Consider the following 23,187-nt stretch of genomic DNA (forward strand, 5'->3'; position numbering starts at 1 on the left):
GGCTATACGAGAGAGCTCTGCCTATTCGAGAGAAAATACACCCTATACGAGAGTGTTTCCCAACTATACGAGTGCTTCGGGACATTCTGCAACAATTTATAGGAATTGTATGGACTAATTGTTTATCTAAAACGTCAAAGCGGCTGAATTCTAGGATTCAGCCGCTTTTGTTTTGTGCACGTATGCGCGCTATTTTTTTCTTTGATTCCTTAAAGAGTTCATCGAGTTGAACAAATGCTACATGTCTTTCTATATTAGACTCGATAAATTTTAAGCGGTCTGTATAGTTTAATGGGGCTGCTTCTGGAATTTCATCATGGATTGATACTAGTAGATCAATGCCCTTTCGCATCAGCCCAAACTTTTTCGTGTTCTTTGTTCTAATTAACCCTAATAGTTCTTCACGAATTATTTCCCATTCATCTAAATACCGCTGATTACTGAGAGACAATTTTATTCATCCTCTTCTTCCCTTCTCTACAAACTGAGAGGAGTGGGCATTCAGGGCAATTTGGATTTTGCGCTTTACAATGATAGCGACCAAAAAAGATTAACTGATGATGCGTTTTAGACCATAATTCTATCGGTGTCTTTTTCATTAATGTTTCTTCAACCTGTAGAACTGAATCTTTCCATCTGCAGAGTCCTAAGCGTTTGGATACCCTTTCCACATGTGTGTCTACTGCTATCGCTGGAATATCAAATGCGACTGAAACGACTACATTAGCCGTTTTACGTCCTACTCCAGGAAAAGTAGTAAGCAAATCACGATCAGGTGGTACTTCCCCACCATATAACTCTATTAGCTGTTTACTAAGAGCTTGAATATTTTTAGACTTATTACGATACAAACCAATTGAACGAATATCTGTCTGTAATTCCTCAATGGATACTGCTAAATAATCCTCTGGTTTTTTATATTTTTGAAATAAGTTTTTTGTTACTTTATTCACTAACACATCTGTACATTGTGCGGATAACAAAGTAGCGACTAACAATTCGAAAGGATTATCGTGAACCAACTCACAATGTGCATCGGGGAACATTCGCTCCATCTCATCCAAACAGTATAGCCACTGTGCTTTTGTAAGCAAAATTTACACCTACTCTCTTTCTTCTAACCAGTTGTAAAACGGGACCTTCGAACCAGAAGATGGTTGTTCCGTTGTTTTGGGCACAGGAACATGCTGCCTAAATTGCGCTGATTGATTTTCAGCAGCTTCAACAGTTTTGATGTTTTTCTTCTTCCAATCAAATAAAATCCGATCTATATATCGGAGACTAAGCTTTTGTGAAAGTACTGCTTCCTTTAAAGCTAAGCGGATGAGTGACGCAGAATGCTTGTCTTGGTCAAACCACATACCTATAGTTTCATATTCCATTGGGGATAATAATCGACCAAATTCCTGCTCGAATAATTTATATATATCCCCTTCCTCTTCTTTGCTATGAAGATCCTTTACATCATTTTGTTGCTTCTCCATAAAATCTACTAATAGCTCCCATAATTGATGGAATGCATAATATTCATAATGTATACCATTTTGATCTAAATGCTGCTCTATTTGTATTAACCCTTTTTGCATAAGACGCTGCAAAATAGTTACTACTTTATGTTCACTAAAATAAGTACGTTCCACTAAGTTTTGTGGGGTAGGAAAATGAATTCCTGCTTCTCCATAAGCGATTAAATGTAATAATAGAATAGCTTCTTCATCTCTTATATTAATCGCTTTATAATGACTAAAAAAAAGCTGGGAAATAGTTACATTCCCCTGCTCAGTCCAGATACGGAGTCGATCTCGCTTTTGCATACTCGTACTCCTTTCTCTCTATACAATTTCTATTTACTTATTATGGATATAAACGGTTTAATAAACGTGGGAACGGAATAGACTCACGAACATGCTCTGCTCCACTAAACCATGCGACCGTACGCTCTAGTCCCAGTCCAAAACCAGAATGAGGTACAGAACCTTGTTTACGTAGCTCTAAATACCAAGCATATGCCGATTCATCAAGTTTATGCTCTGCTAAGCGTTGTTTCAAAAGATCATAATCATGAATACGTTCAGAACCGCCAATTACTTCTCCATAACCTTCTGGAGCGATTAAATCAGCACATAAAACTACATCATCACGCTCTGGATGTGGTTGCATGTAAAATGGCTTAATGCCTACTGGATAGTGCGTAATAAACACTGGTTTATCATAGCTTTCTGCGATAGCTGTCTCATGTGGTGAACCAAAGTCGTCTCCCCACTCTATATCATCGAAGCCTTTTTCATGTAAAAACTTAATAGCATCATCATATGAAATACGAGGGAATGGTGCTTGAATATTTTCTAATTTCGACGTATCACGACCAAGACGCTCTAACTCCAATGCACAGTTTTTCAATACAGACTGGGCTATAAATGAAACATATTGTTCTTGCACTTCCAAATTTTCCTCGAATTCTACAAATGCCATCTCTGGTTCAATCATCCAGAATTCGATTAAGTGACGGCGTGTTTTAGATTTCTCTGCACGGAATGTTGGTCCGAAAGAAAATACCTTTCCTAATGCCATAGCTGCTGCTTCCATATATAATTGACCTGATTGAGAAAGATATGCATCCTCGTCAAAGTATTTAGTATGGAACAGTTCAGAAGTTCCTTCAGGGGATGAACCCGTTAAAATAGGTGGATCCATTTTCACAAAACCATTTTCATTAAAGAATTCATATGTAGCACGAATAATTTCATTACGAATCTTCATAATAGCGTGTTGCTTTCTAGAACGTAACCATAAATGACGGTTGTCCATAAGGAATTCCGTACCATGCTCCTTAGGAGTAATAGGGAAATCGACCGCTGCATGAATTACTTCTATTTCTTTTACCTGAAGTTCATATCCAAAAGAAGAACGTTCATCTTTAATCACTTCACCACTTACATACATAGAAGTTTCTTGTGTTAACCCTTTTGCAGTTTGAAAAATTTCTTCTCCAACCTCTTCTTTTACTACTACACCTTGCACAAAGCCTGACCCATCACGTAATTGTAAAAATGCAATCTTACCACTTGAACGTTTATTGGCAAGCCAAGCACCCATTTTTACTGTTTCTCCAACATGGTTGGCCATATCTTTAATCATGATTTTTTTCATAATACCCTCCAAAAGTTTTGACTATAAGTTCGAAATTCGCTTCCACCATTCTCCATTATCAAATAACAAATAAACATAATTGAGTTTGTCATCCGCATTCACATAAGTAATTTCCCACACTGGTCCTATTTTTTCTACACCGAGTTTAGCATGTAATAACTTAGCATCTTTTACATCCTTCATCGCTATGTCCACAGCTTGCTGCTCCGATATCCCTTCGTCTAAACTCACTTCCATAATCTTTTCGTCAGATTGATTGTCTGGTAAAAAATACGCTTTTTCTTCCCCTTTAGCTGTCGTACCAATCACTGTATAAAAAGTGGATGTATTGTTATATACATAGGTTTCATCTACCTGAGCCAACAAGTTATTTTCTAACGCATACGATTCTGCTGCATCCGTTGCATCAGAAAATGGACTTTTTGCTTGAAAGTAAATTAATAAGCTTATAATTAAAGTTAAACTGAATGCAAAAATTACAATAAATAATAACCATTTTTTAAGTGACATCTATTACGTCCTATAAATGGTGAAAATAGCTTTATTTTCATCCTGCTTATCTAAAGATAGCCCGAACATTAAATCTTTCTCTTTTAGCGTTCGATTTAATACATCAACTATTTTATATAAGTCTGATTGGTAGTCGACTACAACAGTCGATAGCGTTTCAATTTTGTTTTCCATATTCCTACCTGCTTTCTAAAATCATCCTTCATTAGTATACCAATTTTCTAGCTCTAAGACCATATTTTCTAACGATACTTTCTTAACAGGAATATTAGGAATTGCCTGTAAAAAGTCTCTCCCATATGACTTTGTCTCTATTCTTCTATCTAAAACGATGAAAACACCCTTATCTGACGATGATCGGATTAAACGCCCGAATCCCTGCCTAAAGCGCAACACTGCTTCTGGTAATGAATAGGAAGAAAAAGGATTCTGACCATTTTTAGTTATTAAATCTGCTCTTTTTTTGAATAGAGGGTCATCTGGAGAAGAGAATGGTAAACGAACCATAATAATTACCGATAAGGCATCACCAGGTACATCTACCCCCTCCCAAAAACTATTCGTTCCAAATAGTACTGATTTGGAGAAACGTTGGAATGATTTTAATAATCTCATTCTACTTCCAGAAGTCATGCCTTGTGCAAAGAGCATATAGTCATCCAGTAGATGAGTATCTTGTATTAATTCCACCGTTTTTCGAAGCATATCTTGGGAGGTAAATAAAACAAAGCATCTTCCTTCCGAAACAAGAACCGTTTGTACTACTGCTTCTGCAACTGCTTCAATATAATCACTCTGTGACACCTGTTTAATATCAGGCATATTTTCCACGATTAGCAACTCTGCTCCATTGTAATAATCACTAGCTGCTTTATACTGATAGATTGGTATTTCTGAACTTAACCCAAGCTGAGAAGTGATAAAATGCCTATTGGAAGGTACAGTTAATGTACCAGATGTCCAAATAACCGCTCCAACTTCTCGGTGGGGCATTAATGCATTTTTAATATCCTCTTTATAATTTAGTGGGCGCTTAATAACAGTTAAGCTACCGGGAATACTTCTAGTATCAATTTCTAGCCATCTCGCCTCTGATCCTCTATTCTGTAAGAAAATCTCATCCCATTCACTTACTTTAATATCTAATTCTCTTATCCAATACTGCCATTCATTGACGAATGATTGTATTTTTTCTTCTTCCACATGCTTACTGTAAGAAGTGATCATAGATTTAGTCGAGAAGATAAAAACCTGAATAGAATTAGCAACTGAACGGAAAATAGATTGATCTAAATCAAGGTCTTCTAAAGCTATCATCTTTTTAGTGCTCTTCCCGTTTCTTTTGCTTATTTGAAGAAATGCATCAATGACATACGTTACAGCTTTATCAAATTTTTCTATCGTTTCTACATATTGCTTTTCTAATCGAATTTGTACAGACAAAGGAACATGAAGAAGTTTCAATTTATGCAGTAACTGCTCGGTATCAAGTGTGCCAAACTGACCCAGCACGTATTTCCAGTTAGTATAAGAAAAAATACGCTCACCACGAGACATACTAGAATGAATCATTTGATGGGCTTCATCGACAATCATTGCACAACCAGAAGTAAGCAATGGTTGCTCTCTTTCTTGATCGGTCATTACCATCGCATGATTGGTTACTAATATATGACAATTTTCACTTTTGCGGAGTGCTCTTTCATAAAAATCATTTTCTCCAACTTCTTTAATGTTTGACAAACTTCCTCGCCTGATTTTATCGACAAACAGTTGCCCTCCACCAGAGGCATTTAACTCGGTTAGATCTCCATCTTCCGTTAAAGTAAGCCATACTAATATTTGCATAATCGTAAACGTTTCATCGTATGACTCATCCTCTAGTTGCACATGCTGCCAAAAGCTATAAAGATCTATATAATGATGCATCCCTTTTAACGTCGCAACCTTTATATTCGTTTCTAAAATTGCGTTTATCTTTGGTATTTCTTCTGTCACCAATTGGTCTATGAGGTGAGTTGTATATGTACTAATAATAACTGGTCTCTTCATTTTAAATGCATAGATAACAGCTGGTAATAAGTAGCCTAATGTTTTACCTATCCCCGTTTCGGCTTCGCATACTATTTCTAATTCATTTGTAAGTGCTGTTTGAATTTGATCCATCAATTCAAATTGTCCTTCACGTTCTTCGAAGCTAGGGAAACTCTTACTAAATAAATCTATTTTCGTTTCTTTTGTTTTTGGAAATGAAAGTAATTCGGTTTCTTCCTGTATCTCCTTTAATACCTCTTTTACCGGAATCCCTCGGTAAATTAGAAAATTATCAGGCGACAGTTCTTTTCTTTTACTCACGAGTACGTCAAAAAATAATATGGATAAATTAGATTTCAATTGAAAGGATCTCTTATGTAATAACTCAATTGTTTTAAGTGGTAGCTTCATTAATTGATCGATACATTTTAACAATAAATAAGCAGTTGCTAACGCATCATCATCCGCTCTATGTGCAGACTCTAAATCGATTTCTAACTCACCTGCAATATCCTGAAGCTTATAGCTATATAGGTTTGGAAACATTATTTTTGTAAATTCTACCGTATCCATTGTTTTACATACTAATTTAGGCAACCCGACTCGTTTCAACTCTTTTTGCAGAAAAGGTAGGTCAAAGTGAATGTTGTGGGCAACAAAGATATGATCTTGCAGCATTTCCAATACTTCTGCCCCAATGTCCTCAAATAATGGTGCATTTCTGACATCACTATTCGCTATTTTAGTCAAATCCTGGATAAATAAAGGAATAGGCTTTTCTGGGTTAATGAAAGTCGTATATGTGTTTACTATTTTGTTATTTTCAATAAATACAATTGCAAGCTGAATAATACGGTCACCATTCGTCGATGAGTGGCCTGTTGTTTCAATATCGACAACTGCATATTTATGATTTTCCATCATTCCTCAACTCACAGTCCTGTTGTTCTAAAAAAATTGTACCACATTCACTTTCCAGTGACGAAACTTTTACTTATTATTGTTTCTCCACCAGAAGCAAATAAACAAAAAAGTATAAATGTAAAGATTTTTTTACATTTATACTTTAAGCATGTATTCTATTAAATTTCAGGCAAACAAACTTATTTTACTTTATTGTTATTGCATCTGGCGGCAAAGCACTTTGTAATGCAATGATAGTGACTGAAGACTCCACCTCCGTGTATAAATACCATTAAGGAAGCGTGCTTATCCCCATACTCTTGATAATGTAAATCCAAAGAATTCACCTCTTTTACGTAAAATGCTCTTATGTAAGTTTTTTAAAGTAACCTACCCTAGTTAGTGTCGCTCTAACTAGTTTAATAACTCCGACAATTAAAAGGAGCAATGGTATTAAAAAGAACAAATGCCCTATTCCAGGAGCAAATAAGGTCACTGTAGATAAAGGACCAAATAATTTAGGGAATCCAATTAAAATAATCAATGGCAGAAGCCAGTAACATACTAATATAGTCATACCATTAAGAATTCTACGGAAGTTTGTAACTTTACGATTTTTCGGTTTAAAAATTCTGTAAGCTGACCAAACGATCAAAGCAACGATTGCCAATAATATCAAATCAATAATTATATATTTCATAAATGGATTGCTATCTGATACAGACGGTTCTTCCTTATGAACTAGCTTGTTTATGCCACTTACGATGTCGTCATATGCATTAAGATTAAAATAATCCATTGAGTTGATTTGTAGGCTAATGCCATACTCCCCATCTAACAGAACTTTTGAGTATGTGTTTTCTGTCCATCCATTATGGAAGATTCCTTCATTATTAACTTCCCACCCCATCGCATAATAGGTATCATTGCTGATGAAAGATGATGGAAGATGCAACGCACTCATCGCATTCTCAGATAAAATACTTTTTCCTTTGAAGTTTCCTTGATTCACTAGTGCAATCATATAATTAGCCATATCTTCCGCACTGGAAATAATGTATCCAGAGGGAACAGTGCCCTCATGGTTTAACTGCTCTGTCGGTACTTTGAACCCGAACATCGTTTGATAGCCTTCAGCAATTGTATTGTTTAGATCATCTTTAGGATCGGTGAAGCTATTGCTCATTTCAAGTGGTTTGAATATATATTCATTTATGTACTCTTTATACGATTTATTCGTCACTTCCTCAACGATTAAACCTAAAATACTATAATTCAAATTCGAATATTGATATTGCTCACCAACAGGGTATGTCAATTCTGTATTTACCAAGCTTTGTATATGTTCTTTTAAAGTTTGATCGCCTTGTGATATAGAAACTTGACCATCATATGTAGAAAGACCACTCGTTTGATGCAATAAGTGTTGAATGGTGATTTTTTTTGATTCCTCTTTATTTGCAATTTGAAACCATGGTAAATACGATTGTACTGGATCTTCTAGTTTAATTTTTCCTTGTTCTACTAATTGCATAATGGCAAGTGCTGTAAAGGATTTTGTAACTGATCCAATAACGATTGGCGTTTGTGGTGTCATATTAGTTCCATTTGATTTTGCAATACCATACCCTTGTATATATTCAACTTGATCTTCCTTTACGATAGCCAATGAAGCACCAGGAAGATTCAGTCTCTCGATTTCATTTGCCATATATTCATCGATTTTAGAAATATCTAGATTACCATTTGTTGACTCATCTTCGTTTGCAAATACAACTTCGCTAATGCTTGTCATTAGCATTAATATGGTTATTACTAACATTTTTACAAATACAAATTGTTTTTTTGGCATAGTTTAAAATTCCCTTTTATATGTAGTTTTTGTTAAGACCTTTTAGTCTGTCTTTCTTAAAGAAAATTAATAAATTTATACATGAATTTCCCTCCTAATACCTTTTTAAAGAGCATGAATACAACAATTAATTATACAATTTAATAAAACAGAAAATTATTAAGAATTTGTTAACACATATGATTAATCTAGTCTTCATAGAGCTCAAGTTTATTTTCAATCTCCGTTAAAAAATTTAATACAGCCACTTTCATCTGCTCCAGCCCTGGTTGTTCGATCGGAAAATGACCAGCTCCTTCTAAAATTACACAGCTTTTCTTACATTGTAATCGTTTATAAAAAGATTCACTTAAACTATATGGCGTCATTGGATCTACTTCAGGATGGATCAGTAATATAGGACAAACATCAAAATATTCAGGTTCGATTAATGATTTCATATTTAAGAAAGTTCTCAGAAATCGCAAAGGAATTTTCGTCCCTGCTGCTCGAGGATCATTCTTAATTAATTTGGCCAGATCAAAGTTATTTGTGATCAACTTCATTCTTGATACTTTAGTTACAGAAATCCGGAACGAATCTAATACAAACGGGAAATTATCCAACGTGAATTTACCTAAGCGGCTAATTACTTTATTCGGAGCAATTTGATCACGTACTTTCGGATTACTTGTATCCACGAAAGTTGTTACAATCAAGCCTTTAACTTGTTTGCATAAACTAGCTACATGATAAGCCAGCATGCCACCAATACTGGCTCCTAATAATACAATTGGTTTTCCATCTCGATTGAATTCCTGTTCGATGAACTCCGTTATTACTTTTATCCAATCGCTGTAATCCATGGATATTAATGATTCGGTATAACTAAGACCATAAGGAGGTAGGTCTGGGGCAACAACATCATATCCATGTACTTGTAGCATCCTTGCATATGGCGCCAATAGTCTACCGTTTCCACCTGCACCATGAATTAAAATAATTTTAATTTTCGAATCTTGGACGGGCATTCGATCCAGATGAATATGATAATTATTCCAATACCACCATTCTTCCTTTGGTAGATTGTTTTCATTTATTCGCAGTTCTTCTGGAAAAAATCTCTGATATTGCTTCCAATAAACTTCGGTTTCATTGTATGTAAAATTATTAGTTTTATAATTCACTCACTTGTCCCCCAAATAGTATTGTAAAGGCACTTTCTATCTCTTCTAAAATATAGTAACAGAGGGAATTCGTGTGAGTCTATAGCAATCTTTTTGCATGTTACTAACAAATTTTCAAGCTATAAAACAGTTTCCCAAGAGCAACACATGCTCAGAAAATATAAGCGAAAAACAAACACAAGAAAAATAATGTTAATTAACACCCATTTTTTGTATGCCAAAGGAGTTTTCTTCATAGATGCTCGGAATTTCTCAAGTAAATAGCTTGTGCTATTAAAACCTACCTAATAGGCAACTTCAGTAATACTCATATCTGCTTGTTGCAGTAAAAGTAAGCTCTTTTGGATTGCCCTGCTTTTGCAATAGGGATTGGGTCTGTTTGCATAATAGGAATGACTTGTTTGTTAACATTTTATAAAAAGACTAACAAAGCTATTCAAAAAGAAAGATTTTAGAATAAATTAAACTATATGACTTTCTTTTTTCATGTACTCATACCCTTCTTTTTATATTGACTTAGATATAAAAATGTGTATAATATGAAGTAATTATATACCTCGAATGTTTTCTAGGGTTCCGTAACAGTTTATGTTAGTCTGGTCCGAGAGAAAACTCATAGCCTTGCTATGTCACGGAAGGATAAAAGCCTGGGAGAAACTGTTTAACAGTTACTCTTAGGCTTTTTTTGTTTATTGGGGGTAATAATAATATCGGAGGTGTCTTTTGATGAATAAAGACTGGATTAAAGTATTTGTTGCTGCATTCTTTGAAGTTTTTTGGGTTATTGGTTTAAAACATGCAAATGACTTTTGGACTTGGACTGGAACTGCTATTGCTATATTTATTAGCTTCTATTTAATGATTATGGCTGGAAGAAAACTTCCCGTAGGAACTGTATATGCAATTTTTGTTGGTATAGGTACAGCAGGAACTGTCTTTTCTGAAATTTTATTCTTTGGGGAACCATTTAAAGTAGAAAAAGTACTATTGATTTTACTTTTGTTAGCAGGAGTAATTGGCTTGAAATTAGTTACAACGGACAAAGTTCAGGAAGGGGATGAATCCTAATGGCATGGATTTCTTTAATATTAGCAGGTTTATTTGAAATGTTTGGTGTTGTCATGATAAATAAGTTACATAAAGACCGTAATTGGCAAGCATTAGTACTTTTGATTCTCGGGTTTGGAGCAAGTTTTATTCTGCTTGCTTATTCAATGAAAACACTTCCTATGGGTACTGCTTATGCTATTTGGACAGGAATTGGTGCATCTGGTGGAGCCATTTTAGGAATGGTATTATATGGTGAATCAAAAGACTGGAAAAGACTTGTATTTATTGGCATGGTTTTAAGTGCCGCAGTAGGTCTAAAACTGGTCTCATAAAAGAAATATTAGATTGTAATTTAAAGGAGGTTGGGGCAGAGGTAGAAATTTTATTGGATATGGAGAAACCTTTACTAAATAATGGCTATTTAATAAAATTGATTGAACTGGTGGGGCGACCACGCCCGTGGAAAGCATCCCTGGAATGGAAATCAATTTTGTGCACAGCAAAAAAACAGCATTTTTCTCACAGAGAAAAATGCTGTTTTCGGCTTCTGTCCCAGCCTTCTTTATTTTTGTATTTTAGTTTAAGTAATCGTTAGTTTAATAAGCTTGTATCATTCTTCTTGAATCCATCCTTCTTCGCTAGTAACATATTTAACTTTTCTGAACTTAATAGCATTGCTGCAACAAAAATAACTATAGTAATTGGGAAGATTCCTATAGTTGACTGGGATGCGATGAAACCAAGGAGAGGCGGCATAAATGTTGTGCCGGTGTAAGCAAACGCCATTTGATATCCCATAATCGTCTGAGAATGTTTTTTTCCAAAACGTGTGGGTGTTTCATGCAACATACATGGAAATATCGGTGCTAATCCTAATCCAACTATTATAAAACCGACAAGAGAGAAAACGGAGGGCATAGGTAAAACTAGAATAATGCCACCAGTCAATGCTATTATTTGCCCCCATCTTATTAGCATACGGTTAGTCATTTTAAAGGTTATAAAGCCTGTTATTAACCTCCCTATAGTTATTCCTGCGTAATAAAAGGAAATCCAACCGGCAGCAGTTACAACACTTAATCCTTTGACATTTACCAAGAAACTACTTCCCCAAAGACCCACTGTTGCTTCAACTCCACAATAAAAAAAGAAAGAGGCCAAAGCCATTTTAACACCTTTAGTTTGTATAGGTTTTATATTAGTATCTTGTTCATTAATCACATCTTTTAAAACTTCGGTCTTTTCATGTAAAGTAATATCGCTCTTTGTTTTCACTTTTTTCCATAGAGGCAAGGTAAATAGGAGGAAAATAACTAATGCAAATTGAATACCAGAAATAACAAAATATCCATTTCTCCAAGAATTGTCCTCTGAAATAAACTGAGCCATAATGATAGGACCTAAAGTAGCTCCGACTCCCCAAAAACAATGTAACCAACTCATATGATGTGCCTTATAATTTGTAGCAACATAATCATTTAATCCTGAATCAACAGCCCCTGCTCCTAATCCAAGTGGGATAGCGCATACAATTAACCAAACAATTGATGGAGCAAAATGAAATCCAAGCAAAGCAACAGCAGTCATTAATACACTGACAAATGTAACTTTTCCAGTCCCGTACCGTTTAAGTACTTTGCCGCTAGCTAAACTGGAGATTATTGTACCACTTGCAATCGTCATAAAAAGGAATCCTGCAGTCTCAAGTGGAGCCCCAAAGTCTGGTTGCATCACGGGCCATGTAGCACCCAACACTGAATCAGGTAAACCTAAGCTGATAAAAGCTAAATAAATGATCATTAAAAGGAATGTTGCCATATTTCACCTCACCTACTTTCTGATTAGTTTACTTTGTTGTTTCATTCAACATAAGATCAAGCCCTAAACTTTGTAATCCATATAAATAATCTTGTTTCCAATCACTTACTGTAAGCTCTGGAAGATGTTCGGACGGAATATATGTAGAGCTTGCTATGGCAATTTTCTCTACTAGTGCTTCCTCCACTTCATCATTGCAAAAAATGATGGTATGAGGGTTTATGATAGCTGTAAATGTGACAATTAATCTGCTAATTGGATCAATCTGATAATCTTGGAAAAACGGAGCTTCTTTTGGTTCTGTTCCATTTTCTAAAGCTTCCCGGAAATTCCGCTCATTATACTGTGGGATAAATGATACCTCTCCCGCGAAATATGTACTACCTCGCACCACATCACCATTAATCATAAATCCTGCACCAGGACCATTTTGTCCAGAATACAAATATACAAGAGATGGATTGTCCTTAATACCTCTATGATGGTGATAACCGATAACAGCAGCGTTCATATCGTTTTCAACAACCACAGGTATAGAAAAATAATTCTCATAGAATCCCTTTACATCAAAATTTTGAAACTGCTCATAACCAGGTATATGAAAAATCCTTCCATTATCAACAGAGCCAGGAACCCCGATTGCAATAGAACTAATTTTTGGAAAGGCAGCCATTAAATTTTCAATGCATGTTGTTAATAAATGTAACCCATCCTCAACTAATATAATTGGAACTTTTCCTTGATCTTTTATTTCCCCTACACAATTAAAAATTGCATAATTCGTCTCTGTTCTCTCTATGAAAATTGCAAGACCCAGCATATACTCGGGATTGTACGAATACCTTTTTGCTCTTCTCCCACCACTAGATTCATCTAAGCCGCCTGAAATAATTTCTCCCTCCTTCTCCATCTCCGCTAGGAACTTACTTATGGTTGGGAAACTAATTTCTAATTTTTCACTAAGCTCAACTTTTGTTGCACTCCCCAATTCTAGAAGGGATTTCCGAATTTCAGAAAGGATTCCCTTCCTCAATGATTTTTGAGTAGCACTCACAAACGTCACCTCCTATTCACTATACTTATTAAAGAACTTTAATAAGTATCGACCAAAAACTTATTAAAAGCCTTTAATAAGTGATGGAAATAACATATCATATTAATTTATCGAAAACAATTGCTATTCATATATATGAGTGAATATTATAAATAATTAGATGCAATCTTAAAAAAAGGACTCCAAACAAAACAATTGCTTATCTCTATAAAGCGCCTGCTAAATGTCTATTTTGAAACACGCTTAATCCAGAATAAAACTAATATCTCTTATATTTTGATTAAATTGTAAATGTTTGAATTAAACACTGCTCGTCATCAACTAAGTCTTGTTTCTCTTCGAATTGAATATTTAAAGTACTATATACTTTTTTCCAAAACGATATAGCAGGCCCATTTTCAACAAGCTCAATAACAAAATATTTTCCCGGCTTTTCTTGAAATAATTTTTCAATTGCTTGTCTACCCATTCCTTTACCTTTGTATTTGTTTAGTATAAATATATCATTAACTCCGAAGTCATTATCTTTTGTCAAAAATGGACGTTCTAATAGTAAAAGAAAACCTATGATATTATTATCTAGTTTTAAGAAAAATGGGGAAATGCCATCTATTTCCCAGAAACTTTCCAAACCTTCATATTGAAAGCAACCATCTTCTTCTATATCTATCATAGAAGTAAATTTAGAAAGGTCATGTAGGTACAGAGAATAAAGATTGTTTAAAATAGATTTTTCTGATTCTAAAACTTCTTTTAGAATAATAGACATTTTGTAATATCCCCTTATACAATTTTTATGATTTTTCCTAGTATTAATTATTGCATTAATTTAACAATAGAGTTTTTAGTAGTGAGATTTCCACTCCAACCAACGGCACTCACTTTTCCTTTTCTAGTTGAGGACTTTTGATCTTTGACTGCTTGCCTGTTAGCACAAGAAGGGACTGCACAATCGTCATTTTATCGTTAGTAGTTCTTAATAAAGTATGGTCCACATTCACTTTCATGCGTCATCATAAATGTCCACTTACCATACCAATCCATTACATAAATATCTCCATAATCCATATGTATTTGTTCATATGGCAAAGCTTCAATCAATAACTGTTTAGCATCTTCAATGAGATAAGCTTCATCTGTATTTTCATAAAATATCAAACACTTCAACTTATTTTGTTCTTCAAACATCTTTATTGCCTCAAATTTTTCATAACAGTCTACTTTACCCCAGCTACATAAGTGCCATAAAAAACTCTTTAAGTAAATAGCTTCTTTTTCAGCTTTTGATAGATGACTCGCAAAAAAAACTTCCCATTTCCCTCTTAAATAGCTCCCCCATTTAGGAATTTCATGAAATTTAATGTTCCTATTTTCCAATTAAATTTATCTCTCCTTTTCAATGTAACCGCCCTTTAGTGAAAAATTTGATTCAAGTTATAAATCCACTAAAAAATAACTTAATTAATTTAATATTCGTATCTGTTTTATTTGTGTCTTTATTCTGTCCAATTTTTTCCTGAATTTGTTTCTGTTATCATCCAGTAATTGAATTTCCAATATGGATGCAATTTTTTCAACAACATTTTCAACTGACATTTTATCCGTTTCAATTCGATGTTTAAATAAATCATTTGATAACCCATTAATACATCTATCAATTTGTTTTACACTCCATGAGTTTTCTCTCTCACCCCTGCTTCGTAGCCTTTTCTGTAATGTTTCCTTAGATGCCCACAGTACAAAATGATTAACTATCACTCTCTCACTTCTTAACCTTGCTACAATCTCTTCAAAATATTGTGGATTTACTAGAGTCATTGGTACAATAATAATGCCTTTATATTCACTATCTATGTATTTTAAAGTGGTGAAGTTTAACTCTCGCCAAATACTATAATCTTGGAAATCTCCTTTACTAATTTCCTTAGGTATATTCTTGTTAATAAAAAAGCCTATTTTTTCTGGATCATAGACAACGGAATTAGGAATCCTTCTATGTAATTCATATGAAGTCTGAGTTTTTCCTGAACCAAACGCACCATTTATCCAAATAATCATTAAAATCACTCGTTTCTATGAGTTCTCTATATAAATTATTATTTCGTTACTCAACACTGTACCTAAGTAGAATAAGTTCGACAAAAAATGCATTTATCCTTCTTTGATCAAAGCTACCATAGTTAAAGCGGGACAAACATGTTCTTGTATATTAATGCCAAATAGACTTTATTAAATTTACAAAACTAACGTTTCCTATTCCATAATAGAATGATAAATTTCTCCTATAATCCCATCCAATTGGTGAACACCCAATTCTGTATTCGTCATTATGACTGCACCTTTCGCTGAATTTGGACTCCCTACCATCATACATTGGAATCCTACTCCCCAACCTAATAATGAAATTTCAAGTCCTTTTTCCGAATCCTCTAAGAATACGCCAAGCCCAGTCCAAGATTTTCCTCCTTGGGGAGTTATTATTTCTTTTGCTTTACTCACAGAAATCCCAATCTTACTTTCCCCTCTTAGTGCATTCAATAATTCAAGGACTACTTGGGCTAAATCTAAAGAAGTTGTCCATAGTCCAGAAGCAGCTGGGTAAGGATAAATAGGATATTTCCCTTCTACTAATTCACCGTTTTTGTTATGACCACTAGAAAGCTCTTCTCTTTTCATTTCTGAAATTGACGTTTCTAATATGCTGTTTTCCATTTGAAGGGGTTCAAATATTTGTTCTTTCATAACTTGGCTATACGGTTTTCCAGTGATATCTTCTATTAGTAACTGAACGATGCAAAAACCTGCATCTGAATAGTGAAATTCACTGACAGGTTCATACTTCACTTCAATTGGATATTTACAATAAGGTGTTTTCCCATTTAATAATTCAACCATTGAGGGCATACCTAACTTCAAATTTAGCTCAGCAAAACTACCTTCTGGATCAATAATTCCAGATTGATGACTAAGTAGGTTACGTAATGTAACACTTTTATTTTTAGTTAAATCATTTTCAGGTATTTTCCACGATATAAGCCTATTGTTTACATCCTCATCTAAATCAAGAAGACCTTGTTCAGTTAATTTCATAACTAGCATACCTGTTAGATATTTACTGATCGAACAAGCATTAAAAACAGAATTATTAGTTATATATTTAGTGGTTCCTGACTCTAATAAACCGTAGTTTACTGTATTTTGAATTTGACCATTTTCTATTAATGTAACGCTTAAACCTGAAACATTATAATATTTCATACGCTCTTTAATGTTTATATTCTTCAATTCCATATTAATCCCCCTATTTAAGTTTACTTAAGAGTACATTAACACGAATATACGTTCTTTGTATATATTTGGTAAGTGAAAATTTAATTTTAATAACCCTCTAAACCAATGAGGAAAAAGAGTGCTTAAAATAAATGTTATTAAGCAATTCAATAAAAGCCTACGAAATTGTATAAGTAAAACCAGGCAAAAAAACGCCCGGTCCTTGAAGATCAAAACCTGTTTCTATCGTTTTCTAAAGAGCTTTGAACAGACTTGTTGCTATATTATTACCGATTGAATTTTTAAGGATGCTAGTTGTGACTTCTGCCACAACTAGCATCTTCTTTTATCAGTGATTTTATGGCACCTTTCCAAAAAAGACTAATAAAAAGGAGTCGTTACTCCCATTTTATTAGTCTCATTCATTATTAATTTAATACTTTCTTAACGCTAACGGTTTTTTTGAAAACCATTCTTGTCGAATAAAAGATGTACATATCGCTAATATTCTTTCAATTTGTTGTGTGGAAGAAGCAAGAATTCGTATCGTAAATCCTGACTCATGAAGCATCGACATACCTATTTTACAGTCATGTATGTGACTTTCTAACTCCTCATACAACTGGTTTAGAAAACTAGTTGTACATCGCTCATCGACAACAATCATCGATCCTAAATGCGTATAATTTTCCATAAATCCTATATCATCTACTTGTGAGTCGCTAGGTTGTAATTTCAAATGATCAAAAGCGATCAACCGGTCTTCCATATATATTTCGTTCTTAAGCCTCAGATGATCATACTTAAACCATTCACCATCTGGAGACCAACCTGGTGTTAATATATCTGTATAAAGAAGGGTCGATCCCTTTTCCATTTTAATGACTGTATATTGGTTATATTTTGCATCACGATAAGCGATCAAGGGATCTGGAATGTACTCAAGAACACTTCCCTTTTTCAAAATAAACTCTGTTTCCTGTAGCACAGGTGTTGTTGGTGTTCTGTATACTTTTGTGGCAGATTGTGTTGTTAATATTAACTCCGCCTGTTCTTCAAGGGTCACCTCTATTCGATAGCGGTCACCACCGACATAACCACCACCAGGATTCACTATAAAAAAACATGCTTGTCCGGTATTATCTAGATAATTTGGGCGCAGTACTTTTAGTGCACCATGGAAGTATACAGTTTTTGTGACGGTCTTTTCTTTCTTCTTCTCCATCACTAGCTGTAGGATACCCGTCCAATTATTCATCTTATTTCAAACCTGACAATAACGCGTTTTTACGAATCCAATCCATGACTTCTTCCAATCCAGTATTGTCCTGAAGATTTGTGAAGATGAAGGGCTTGTTTCCACGGAATACTTTCGTATCAGAAGCCATTATATCTAGATTTGCACCTACATAAGGCGCTAGGTCGATTTTATTGATGATGAACAAATCTGATTTGATCATTCCTTGTCCACCTTTTCGAGGAATCTTTTCTCCTTGTGCAACATCAATAATATAGATAGAGAAATCAACAAGTTCGGGACTAAATGTTGCTGCTAAGTTATCTCCACCACTTTCCACAAAGATTAAATCCAGGTCGGGATGACGTTTTTTCAAATCTTCGATTGCTGCGGAGTTCATAGAAGTGTCTTCACGGATTGCAGTATGGGGACACCCTCCTGTTTCTACTCCAATAATACGATCTTCTGGGAGAATCCCATTAGTCATTAAAAATTTAGCATCTTCTTTTGTATAAATATCGTTCGTAATAGCAGCCATACTAATCTCATCTGCCATATGACGAGTAAGTTTTTCCACTAACATTGTTTTACCGGCACCTACTGGGCCACCTATTCCAATTTTTATTGGTTCCATATAAAAACTACCTTCTTTCAATTAAGACATGAATATTCGGATATTAACCCGTTCATGCTTCATCTGTGATATTTCTAAACCTGGCGCTACTGCACCAAAGTCATCTTCTTCAAGTAGCTCAATCTTTTCCACCGCTTCTTGAATGTACGTTTGAAATTCTCGCAATAATTGTTGTCCAGCCGTTTGACCTAGTGGTATTCCACGAACCGCATTTTGAACTAGGCCTGAAATAGAGGAATAAAGAAACGCTGAAATACCCATTTTTTGAGGGACTTCCAACTGAAAAGCAATGATGGAGAATACAATCGCGGGGTGTGCAAATGAAACACCTTCTGTCACGCGCTGTTTGTAAGTTTCTAGGAGAGGACTAGTATATAAATCTATACCCAAAGTGAGCATTCTCTCTCCCATTTTGTTTGTGCCTTCCCTCGTTTCTCGAGGTAAGTTTTGAACCGTAATACGTCGATCAAGATCCCATAATTTCTCATGATCATTATTAGATAACGCCTCGTAAACAATTCTACAAGCAAGTCCATCTGAATAGACCAGCTGCTCGTCTAAATACATTTTAAGCCATTTAGAAAAAGAGTTTTTATCATGCACTTTGTTTTCTTGAATATACGTTTCTAATCCAAACGAATGACTGAATCCCCCGGTTGGCAAATTGGAATCGCATAACTGAAACAATGGCAGCAAGTAATTAGTCATGACTATGCCCGATATGGCGGAAGGCTTGTCTCACTTTTCGCTTCTCTCGTGCAAAAGGAATTTCAAGTTGTCCTAATAACTCCTCTACCAAATAATCATATTGAACGAGCATTTGGTTTTCCTCAAATTGTGCAGGTAAATGTCTATTTCCCAATTGATGAGCAATTGTGCCCATTTCATGCATACTTCTTGGTTGAATGATTAGCAAATCATCTGGGTAAACCTCAATAATAATCATATTCTTCTCATCCATATAAAGTACGTCTCCAGCTTGTAAATCCTTTGCTTCTGTTAAACGGATTCCGATTTCTTTACCATGATCAGTTGTGACTCTCTGAATACGCTTAACTAAGTCACTACTTTCTAAAAATACTTTTTCTTTATGTGTGCTCTTTAAAACTTGTGGATCTATTTGATCGATATGCGCTACTATTTTTTCAATTATCATTTAATCACCTCAGAATAAGAAATATCGTTGCCCCATTGGTACTGTGTCTACAGGATCACAAGTTAGAAGTTCTCCATTTACCCGTACCTCATACGTTTCTGGATCTACGTCAATTTCTGGCGTTTCCCCATTTAGTTTCATATCTTTTTTCGTTAAATTACGAATCCCACGAACAGGAAGCACTGTTTTTTCTAAACCAAGTTTCTCATGTACTCCTGCTTCGTATGCCGCTGTCGAAATAAATGTAATCGATGCTTTATACTTAGCTTTGCCCATAGTTCCATACATCGGACGGTAAAGAATAGGTTGTGGAGTTGGAATAGAAGCATTTGCATCTCCCATCAAGCTTTGTACAGCAATTCCACCTTTAAGAATCATGCTTGGTTTTACACCAAAGAATCTAGGCTCCCAAAGAACTAAATCTGCAAATTTCCCGACTTCAATGGATCCTACATATTCGGAAATTCCATGTGCAATTGCAGGATTAATCGTGTATTTTGCAACATATCGTTTGACACGATTGTTATCGCCAACACCTTCGTCTCCTTCAAGCTTTCCGCGCTGTTTTTTCATTTTGTCAGCAGTTTGCCATGTACGAATAAGAACTTCCCCAATACGACCCATAGCTTGAGAATCCGAGCTAGTAATACTGAAAACTCCCATGTCTTGCAGAATATCTTCGGCAGCAATTGTTTCTGCTCGAATACGAGAATCGGCAAATGCTACATCTTCCGGGATGTCAGGACTTAAATGATGACAAACCATTAACATATCTAAATGCTCGTCAATTGTATTTACCGTAAATGGTAGCGTAGGATTAGTAGACGCAGGTAATACATTCATCTGACTAGCTACTTTAATAATATCTGGAGCATGTCCACCACCGGCTCCTTCTGTATGGAACGTGTGGATAACTCTATCTTTGAACGCTGAAACAGTATTTTCTACAAATCCACCCTCGTTCAAAGTATCCGTGTGAATCGCAACCTGAATGTCATATTCATCCGCAACCCTTAAAGACATGTCAATGGATGAGTAAGTTGCACCCCAGTCTTCATGTACTTTCAATCCGATTGCACCCGCCCGAACTTGTTCGGCAAGCGGTTCCTCAGTAGCAGCATGTCCTTTTCCTAAAAAGCCAACGTTGATCGGCATATCCTCTGCTGCTTCTAGCATACGATGCATATGCCATTCACCTGGAGTTACAGTCGTCGCTTTAGAACCTTCAGCAGGACCAGTTCCCCCCCCGATTAATGTCGTCAAGCCTGCTGTTAACGCAGTCTCTATTTGGGCTGGATTGATGAAATGCACATGTGTATCAATACCACCTGCTGTTAGGATTTTGTGTTCCCCAGCAATAATTTCTGTAGATGCACCGATGACAATATTTACATTATCCATTAGTAATGGATTTCCCGCTTTTCCTATCGCAACTATTTTACTGTCACGAATTGCAACGTCTGCTTTGTAAATTCCTGTATAGTCCAAAACAATAACATTCGTAATTACTAAATCCGGAATATTTTCATCACGTGTTGCAAGAGGATGACTCCCCATCCCATCACGAATTACTTTTCCACCACCAAATACAACTTCTTCACCATAAGTTGTGTAATCTTTTTCAATCTCAATAAATAACTCAGTATCCGCTAGACGTACAGCATCTCCAGATGTTGGGCCATACATAGAAGCATACTGTTGTCTCGTCATTTTAAAGCTCATCGTATTACCCCCGATCTAATGGTCCTTCAGTTTTATTGTTCAGTCCATAAACACGTCTTTCTCCACCAAAAGCAACAAGTTCTATTTCTTTCGGATCTCCTGGTTCGAAGCGAACAGCAGAACCCGCTGGAATATTTAAACGAAAACCAAAAGCTTCTTCTCTATCAAATTCAATCCATGTGTTAATTTCAAAGAAATGAAAGTGTGATCCTACTTGTATAGGTCGGTCTCCATTGTTAATGACAGATATTATCTTTGTCTCTTTACCTTCGTTACAAACAATGTCTTCCTCTTTTAAAACATACTCTCCAGGTATCATGTCGAAACCCTCCTTTTTAGCGAATAGGTGAATGAACAGTCACAAGCTTTACACCATCAGGAAATGTGGCTTCAACTTGAACATCATCAATCATCTCTGGAATTCCGTCCATAACATCTTCCGAAGTTAAAATAGTTGCACCGAATGCCATCAGTTCAGCAACTGTCTTTCCATCACGTGCACCTTCTAATATTTCATAGGTGATAAGAGATACTGCCTCTGGATGATTAAGCTTTAAACCTCTTTCTTTGCGGCGTCTTGCTAAATCTGCCGCAACTACAATCAATAATTTTTCTTGTTCGCGCGGTAACAAATGCACGGTTTTTCCTCCAATCGTAAAATGAAGTAAATTTCTATATCGGTAAAGAAATAAATCGTTTTACCTCATTGAAATCATCTAACATTTTTTAATGAATGCTAATTGAAAATGAAATTTTCAGACATAAAAGTATTTACTTTTTAATCATATGAAAATCTACTACTTTCGAGAGAAAGTAGCTGCAATTTTACACGAAAAGTATATTAAATTTGTACAACGTATCAGTTAATGTAAGTGTAGGTTAATTAACAATAAATTAAACAGTAAAAAAGACCTCTATAGGTTAGAGTGCCTTTTCGTTGAAGGAAAGGAATTTGATAAAGAAGCTCATTAATAAAATAAGCTTATAAGGGGGTATAAAACAACTTTTCATCTTTGCAAATGATCAGTAAGTACGTTTTTAGCTGAAAAGCATTTTCAATCACAACTATTATTATAGTTACAAGTTGTAAATATGTCTATTTAATAATTCGTTGATAGAAAGAAAGACAGCACGTCGGCTGCCTTATGAAATATATGGTCCCAGTTTTTTTAACACTGCTAATTCCATATCATCCGGAAGGACATCCTCTGTAAGTTGCCAGGGCTTTGGATGAAACCAGCTAATTTCGCCATCTTTATAGTGACCTTTAAAGGTGCTCTCCCCCATAAAGAAACTAAATTGAATTACTTCATGCGGTAAGCCTTCGAAAATCTTTTCAATTTTAAAATTCTCCATCATTAAAAATATTCCTAGCTCTAGTTCTATTTTTTTCAATACTGCCTCCTCAATCTCATGAGGAAGCACATCCTCTGCAAGATGCCCTGGTTTTGGATGAAACCAATTAATTTCTCCATCTTTATAATGACCTTTGAATGTGTTGTCCTCAAGAGAGAAACTAAATTGAACTATATTATGTGGCAAACCTTCAAAAATTTCTTTTTCATATTGAAAATTCTCTATCATTATTAACCCTCCTCATAGACAGAATTAGACAAACCTCTTCCTTAGTA

Annotated in this window: 25 protein-coding genes, 1 pseudogene and 1 riboswitch; of the genes and pseudogenes, 2 read left to right on the plus strand and 24 right to left on the minus strand. The window is 35.2% G+C overall.

Features of this window, described 5'->3' with window-relative positions:
• Positions 1–157: 157 nt before the first annotated feature.
• The 10 genes and pseudogenes from MKY37_RS01350 to MKY37_RS01395 form a co-directional block, all read right to left on the minus strand.
• Positions 158–451: a YpoC family protein gene (locus MKY37_RS01350; protein ID WP_340772994.1), complete on the minus strand. Its 294-nt coding sequence runs from the start codon at positions 449–451 to the stop codon at positions 158–160.
• Positions 438–1,094 (minus strand): endonuclease III, encoded by a 657-nt coding sequence (gene nth, locus MKY37_RS01355; protein ID WP_340772996.1) that lies wholly within the window; start codon positions 1,092–1,094, stop codon positions 438–440. The genes MKY37_RS01350 and nth overlap by 14 nt, the downstream gene beginning before the upstream one ends.
• A gap of 9 nt (positions 1,095–1,103) precedes the next feature.
• Positions 1,104–1,814: a DnaD domain-containing protein gene (locus MKY37_RS01360; protein ID WP_340772998.1), complete on the minus strand. Its 711-nt coding sequence runs from the start codon at positions 1,812–1,814 to the stop codon at positions 1,104–1,106.
• Between the two features lie 40 nt (positions 1,815–1,854).
• Complete coding sequence (gene asnS, locus MKY37_RS01365) at positions 1,855–3,150, minus strand: asparagine--tRNA ligase (RefSeq protein WP_340773002.1); 1,296 nt, start codon at positions 3,148–3,150, stop codon at positions 1,855–1,857.
• A gap of 21 nt (positions 3,151–3,171) precedes the next feature.
• Entirely contained in the window at positions 3,172–3,660 is a 489-nt protein-coding gene (locus MKY37_RS01370; RefSeq protein ID WP_340773005.1) for a cell wall elongation regulator TseB-like domain-containing protein, read from the minus strand.
• Between the two features lie 3 nt (positions 3,661–3,663).
• Positions 3,664–3,834, minus strand: a complete 171-nt coding sequence (locus MKY37_RS01375; RefSeq protein ID WP_211893966.1) for a YpmA family protein — start codon at positions 3,832–3,834, stop codon at positions 3,664–3,666.
• Positions 3,835–3,855: 21 nt separating this feature from the next.
• Positions 3,856–6,615 (minus strand): ATP-dependent DNA helicase DinG, encoded by a 2,760-nt coding sequence (gene dinG / locus MKY37_RS01380; RefSeq protein ID WP_340773009.1) that lies wholly within the window; start codon positions 6,613–6,615, stop codon positions 3,856–3,858.
• Between the two features lie 349 nt (positions 6,616–6,964).
• Entirely contained in the window at positions 6,965–8,449 is a 1,485-nt protein-coding gene (locus MKY37_RS01385) for a serine hydrolase domain-containing protein (RefSeq protein WP_340773010.1), read from the minus strand.
• Positions 8,450–8,637: 188 nt separating this feature from the next.
• Positions 8,638–9,615: an alpha/beta hydrolase gene (locus MKY37_RS01390; RefSeq protein ID WP_340773012.1), complete on the minus strand. Its 978-nt coding sequence runs from the start codon at positions 9,613–9,615 to the stop codon at positions 8,638–8,640.
• A gap of 119 nt (positions 9,616–9,734) precedes the next feature.
• A pseudogene (locus tag MKY37_RS01395) lies at positions 9,735–9,965 on the minus strand (helix-turn-helix domain-containing protein); the annotation flags it as partial.
• A gap of 207 nt (positions 9,966–10,172) precedes the next feature.
• Positions 10,173–10,271, plus strand: a riboswitch (guanidine-I (ykkC/yxkD leader).
• Between the two features lie 70 nt (positions 10,272–10,341).
• Between MKY37_RS01395 and MKY37_RS01400 the strand changes: the two are divergent.
• Both MKY37_RS01400 and MKY37_RS01405 read left to right on the plus strand, forming a co-directional pair.
• On the plus strand, positions 10,342–10,683 hold the full coding sequence (locus tag MKY37_RS01400) for a DMT family transporter (protein ID WP_340773015.1): 342 nt from the start codon (positions 10,342–10,344) through the stop codon (positions 10,681–10,683).
• Positions 10,683–10,997, plus strand: a complete 315-nt coding sequence (locus MKY37_RS01405; protein WP_340773018.1) for a DMT family transporter — start codon at positions 10,683–10,685, stop codon at positions 10,995–10,997. Before MKY37_RS01400 ends, MKY37_RS01405 begins: the two co-directional genes overlap by 1 nt.
• A 259-nt stretch (positions 10,998–11,256) precedes the next feature.
• On the opposite strand, the gene MKY37_RS01410 is transcribed toward MKY37_RS01405, so the two are convergent.
• The 14 genes from MKY37_RS01410 to MKY37_RS01475 all read right to left on the minus strand — a co-directional run bounded on the left by MKY37_RS01410 (position 11,257) and on the right by MKY37_RS01475 (position 23,140).
• Complete coding sequence (locus MKY37_RS01410) at positions 11,257–12,483, minus strand: MFS transporter (protein WP_340773021.1); 1,227 nt, start codon at positions 12,481–12,483, stop codon at positions 11,257–11,259.
• A gap of 28 nt (positions 12,484–12,511) precedes the next feature.
• Positions 12,512–13,537, minus strand: coding sequence for an ROK family protein (locus tag MKY37_RS01415; RefSeq protein WP_445323008.1), 1,026 nt, complete (start codon positions 13,535–13,537; stop codon positions 12,512–12,514).
• Positions 13,538–13,817: 280 nt separating this feature from the next.
• Complete coding sequence (locus MKY37_RS01420) at positions 13,818–14,306, minus strand: GNAT family N-acetyltransferase (protein WP_340773025.1); 489 nt, start codon at positions 14,304–14,306, stop codon at positions 13,818–13,820.
• A 197-nt stretch (positions 14,307–14,503) separates the two neighbouring features.
• Positions 14,504–14,914: a DUF4275 family protein gene (locus MKY37_RS01425; protein ID WP_340773027.1), complete on the minus strand. Its 411-nt coding sequence runs from the start codon at positions 14,912–14,914 to the stop codon at positions 14,504–14,506.
• 84 nt (positions 14,915–14,998) lie between these two features.
• Positions 14,999–15,595, minus strand: a complete 597-nt coding sequence (locus MKY37_RS01430; RefSeq protein ID WP_340773029.1) for an AAA family ATPase — start codon at positions 15,593–15,595, stop codon at positions 14,999–15,001.
• Between the two features lie 195 nt (positions 15,596–15,790).
• Entirely contained in the window at positions 15,791–16,828 is a 1,038-nt protein-coding gene (locus tag MKY37_RS01435; RefSeq protein ID WP_340773031.1) for a serine hydrolase domain-containing protein, read from the minus strand.
• A 412-nt stretch (positions 16,829–17,240) separates the two neighbouring features.
• The gene (locus MKY37_RS01440) at positions 17,241–18,065 is read right to left on the minus strand and encodes an urease accessory protein UreD (RefSeq protein ID WP_340773033.1); all 825 of its coding nucleotides are present in this window, start codon (positions 18,063–18,065) and stop codon (positions 17,241–17,243) included.
• Position 18,066: 1 nt separating this feature from the next.
• A complete protein-coding gene (ureG, locus tag MKY37_RS01445; RefSeq protein WP_340773035.1) occupies positions 18,067–18,678 on the minus strand; it encodes an urease accessory protein UreG in 612 nt (203 codons plus the stop codon).
• Positions 18,679–18,699: 21 nt separating this feature from the next.
• Entirely contained in the window at positions 18,700–19,386 is a 687-nt protein-coding gene (locus tag MKY37_RS01450) for an urease accessory protein UreF (RefSeq protein ID WP_340773036.1), read from the minus strand.
• Complete coding sequence (ureE, locus tag MKY37_RS01455; RefSeq protein WP_340773039.1) at positions 19,379–19,834, minus strand: urease accessory protein UreE; 456 nt, start codon at positions 19,832–19,834, stop codon at positions 19,379–19,381. Before ureE ends, MKY37_RS01450 begins: the two co-directional genes overlap by 8 nt.
• Before the next feature lie 9 nt (positions 19,835–19,843).
• A complete protein-coding gene (gene ureC, locus MKY37_RS01460) occupies positions 19,844–21,556 on the minus strand; it encodes an urease subunit alpha (protein WP_340773042.1) in 1,713 nt (570 codons plus the stop codon).
• Between the two features lie 4 nt (positions 21,557–21,560).
• Entirely contained in the window at positions 21,561–21,875 is a 315-nt protein-coding gene (locus MKY37_RS01465; RefSeq protein ID WP_340773044.1) for an urease subunit beta, read from the minus strand.
• 16 nt (positions 21,876–21,891) lie between these two features.
• Positions 21,892–22,194, minus strand: coding sequence for an urease subunit gamma (locus tag MKY37_RS01470; RefSeq protein ID WP_340773046.1), 303 nt, complete (start codon positions 22,192–22,194; stop codon positions 21,892–21,894).
• A gap of 505 nt (positions 22,195–22,699) precedes the next feature.
• Positions 22,700–23,140: a hypothetical protein gene (locus tag MKY37_RS01475; protein ID WP_340773048.1), complete on the minus strand. Its 441-nt coding sequence runs from the start codon at positions 23,138–23,140 to the stop codon at positions 22,700–22,702.
• Between the last annotated feature and the right edge of the window lie 47 nt (positions 23,141–23,187).

The sequence above is a fragment of the Psychrobacillus sp. FSL K6-2836 genome, from assembly GCF_038003085.1.
Taxonomy (GTDB): domain Bacteria; phylum Bacillota; class Bacilli; order Bacillales_A; family Planococcaceae; genus Psychrobacillus.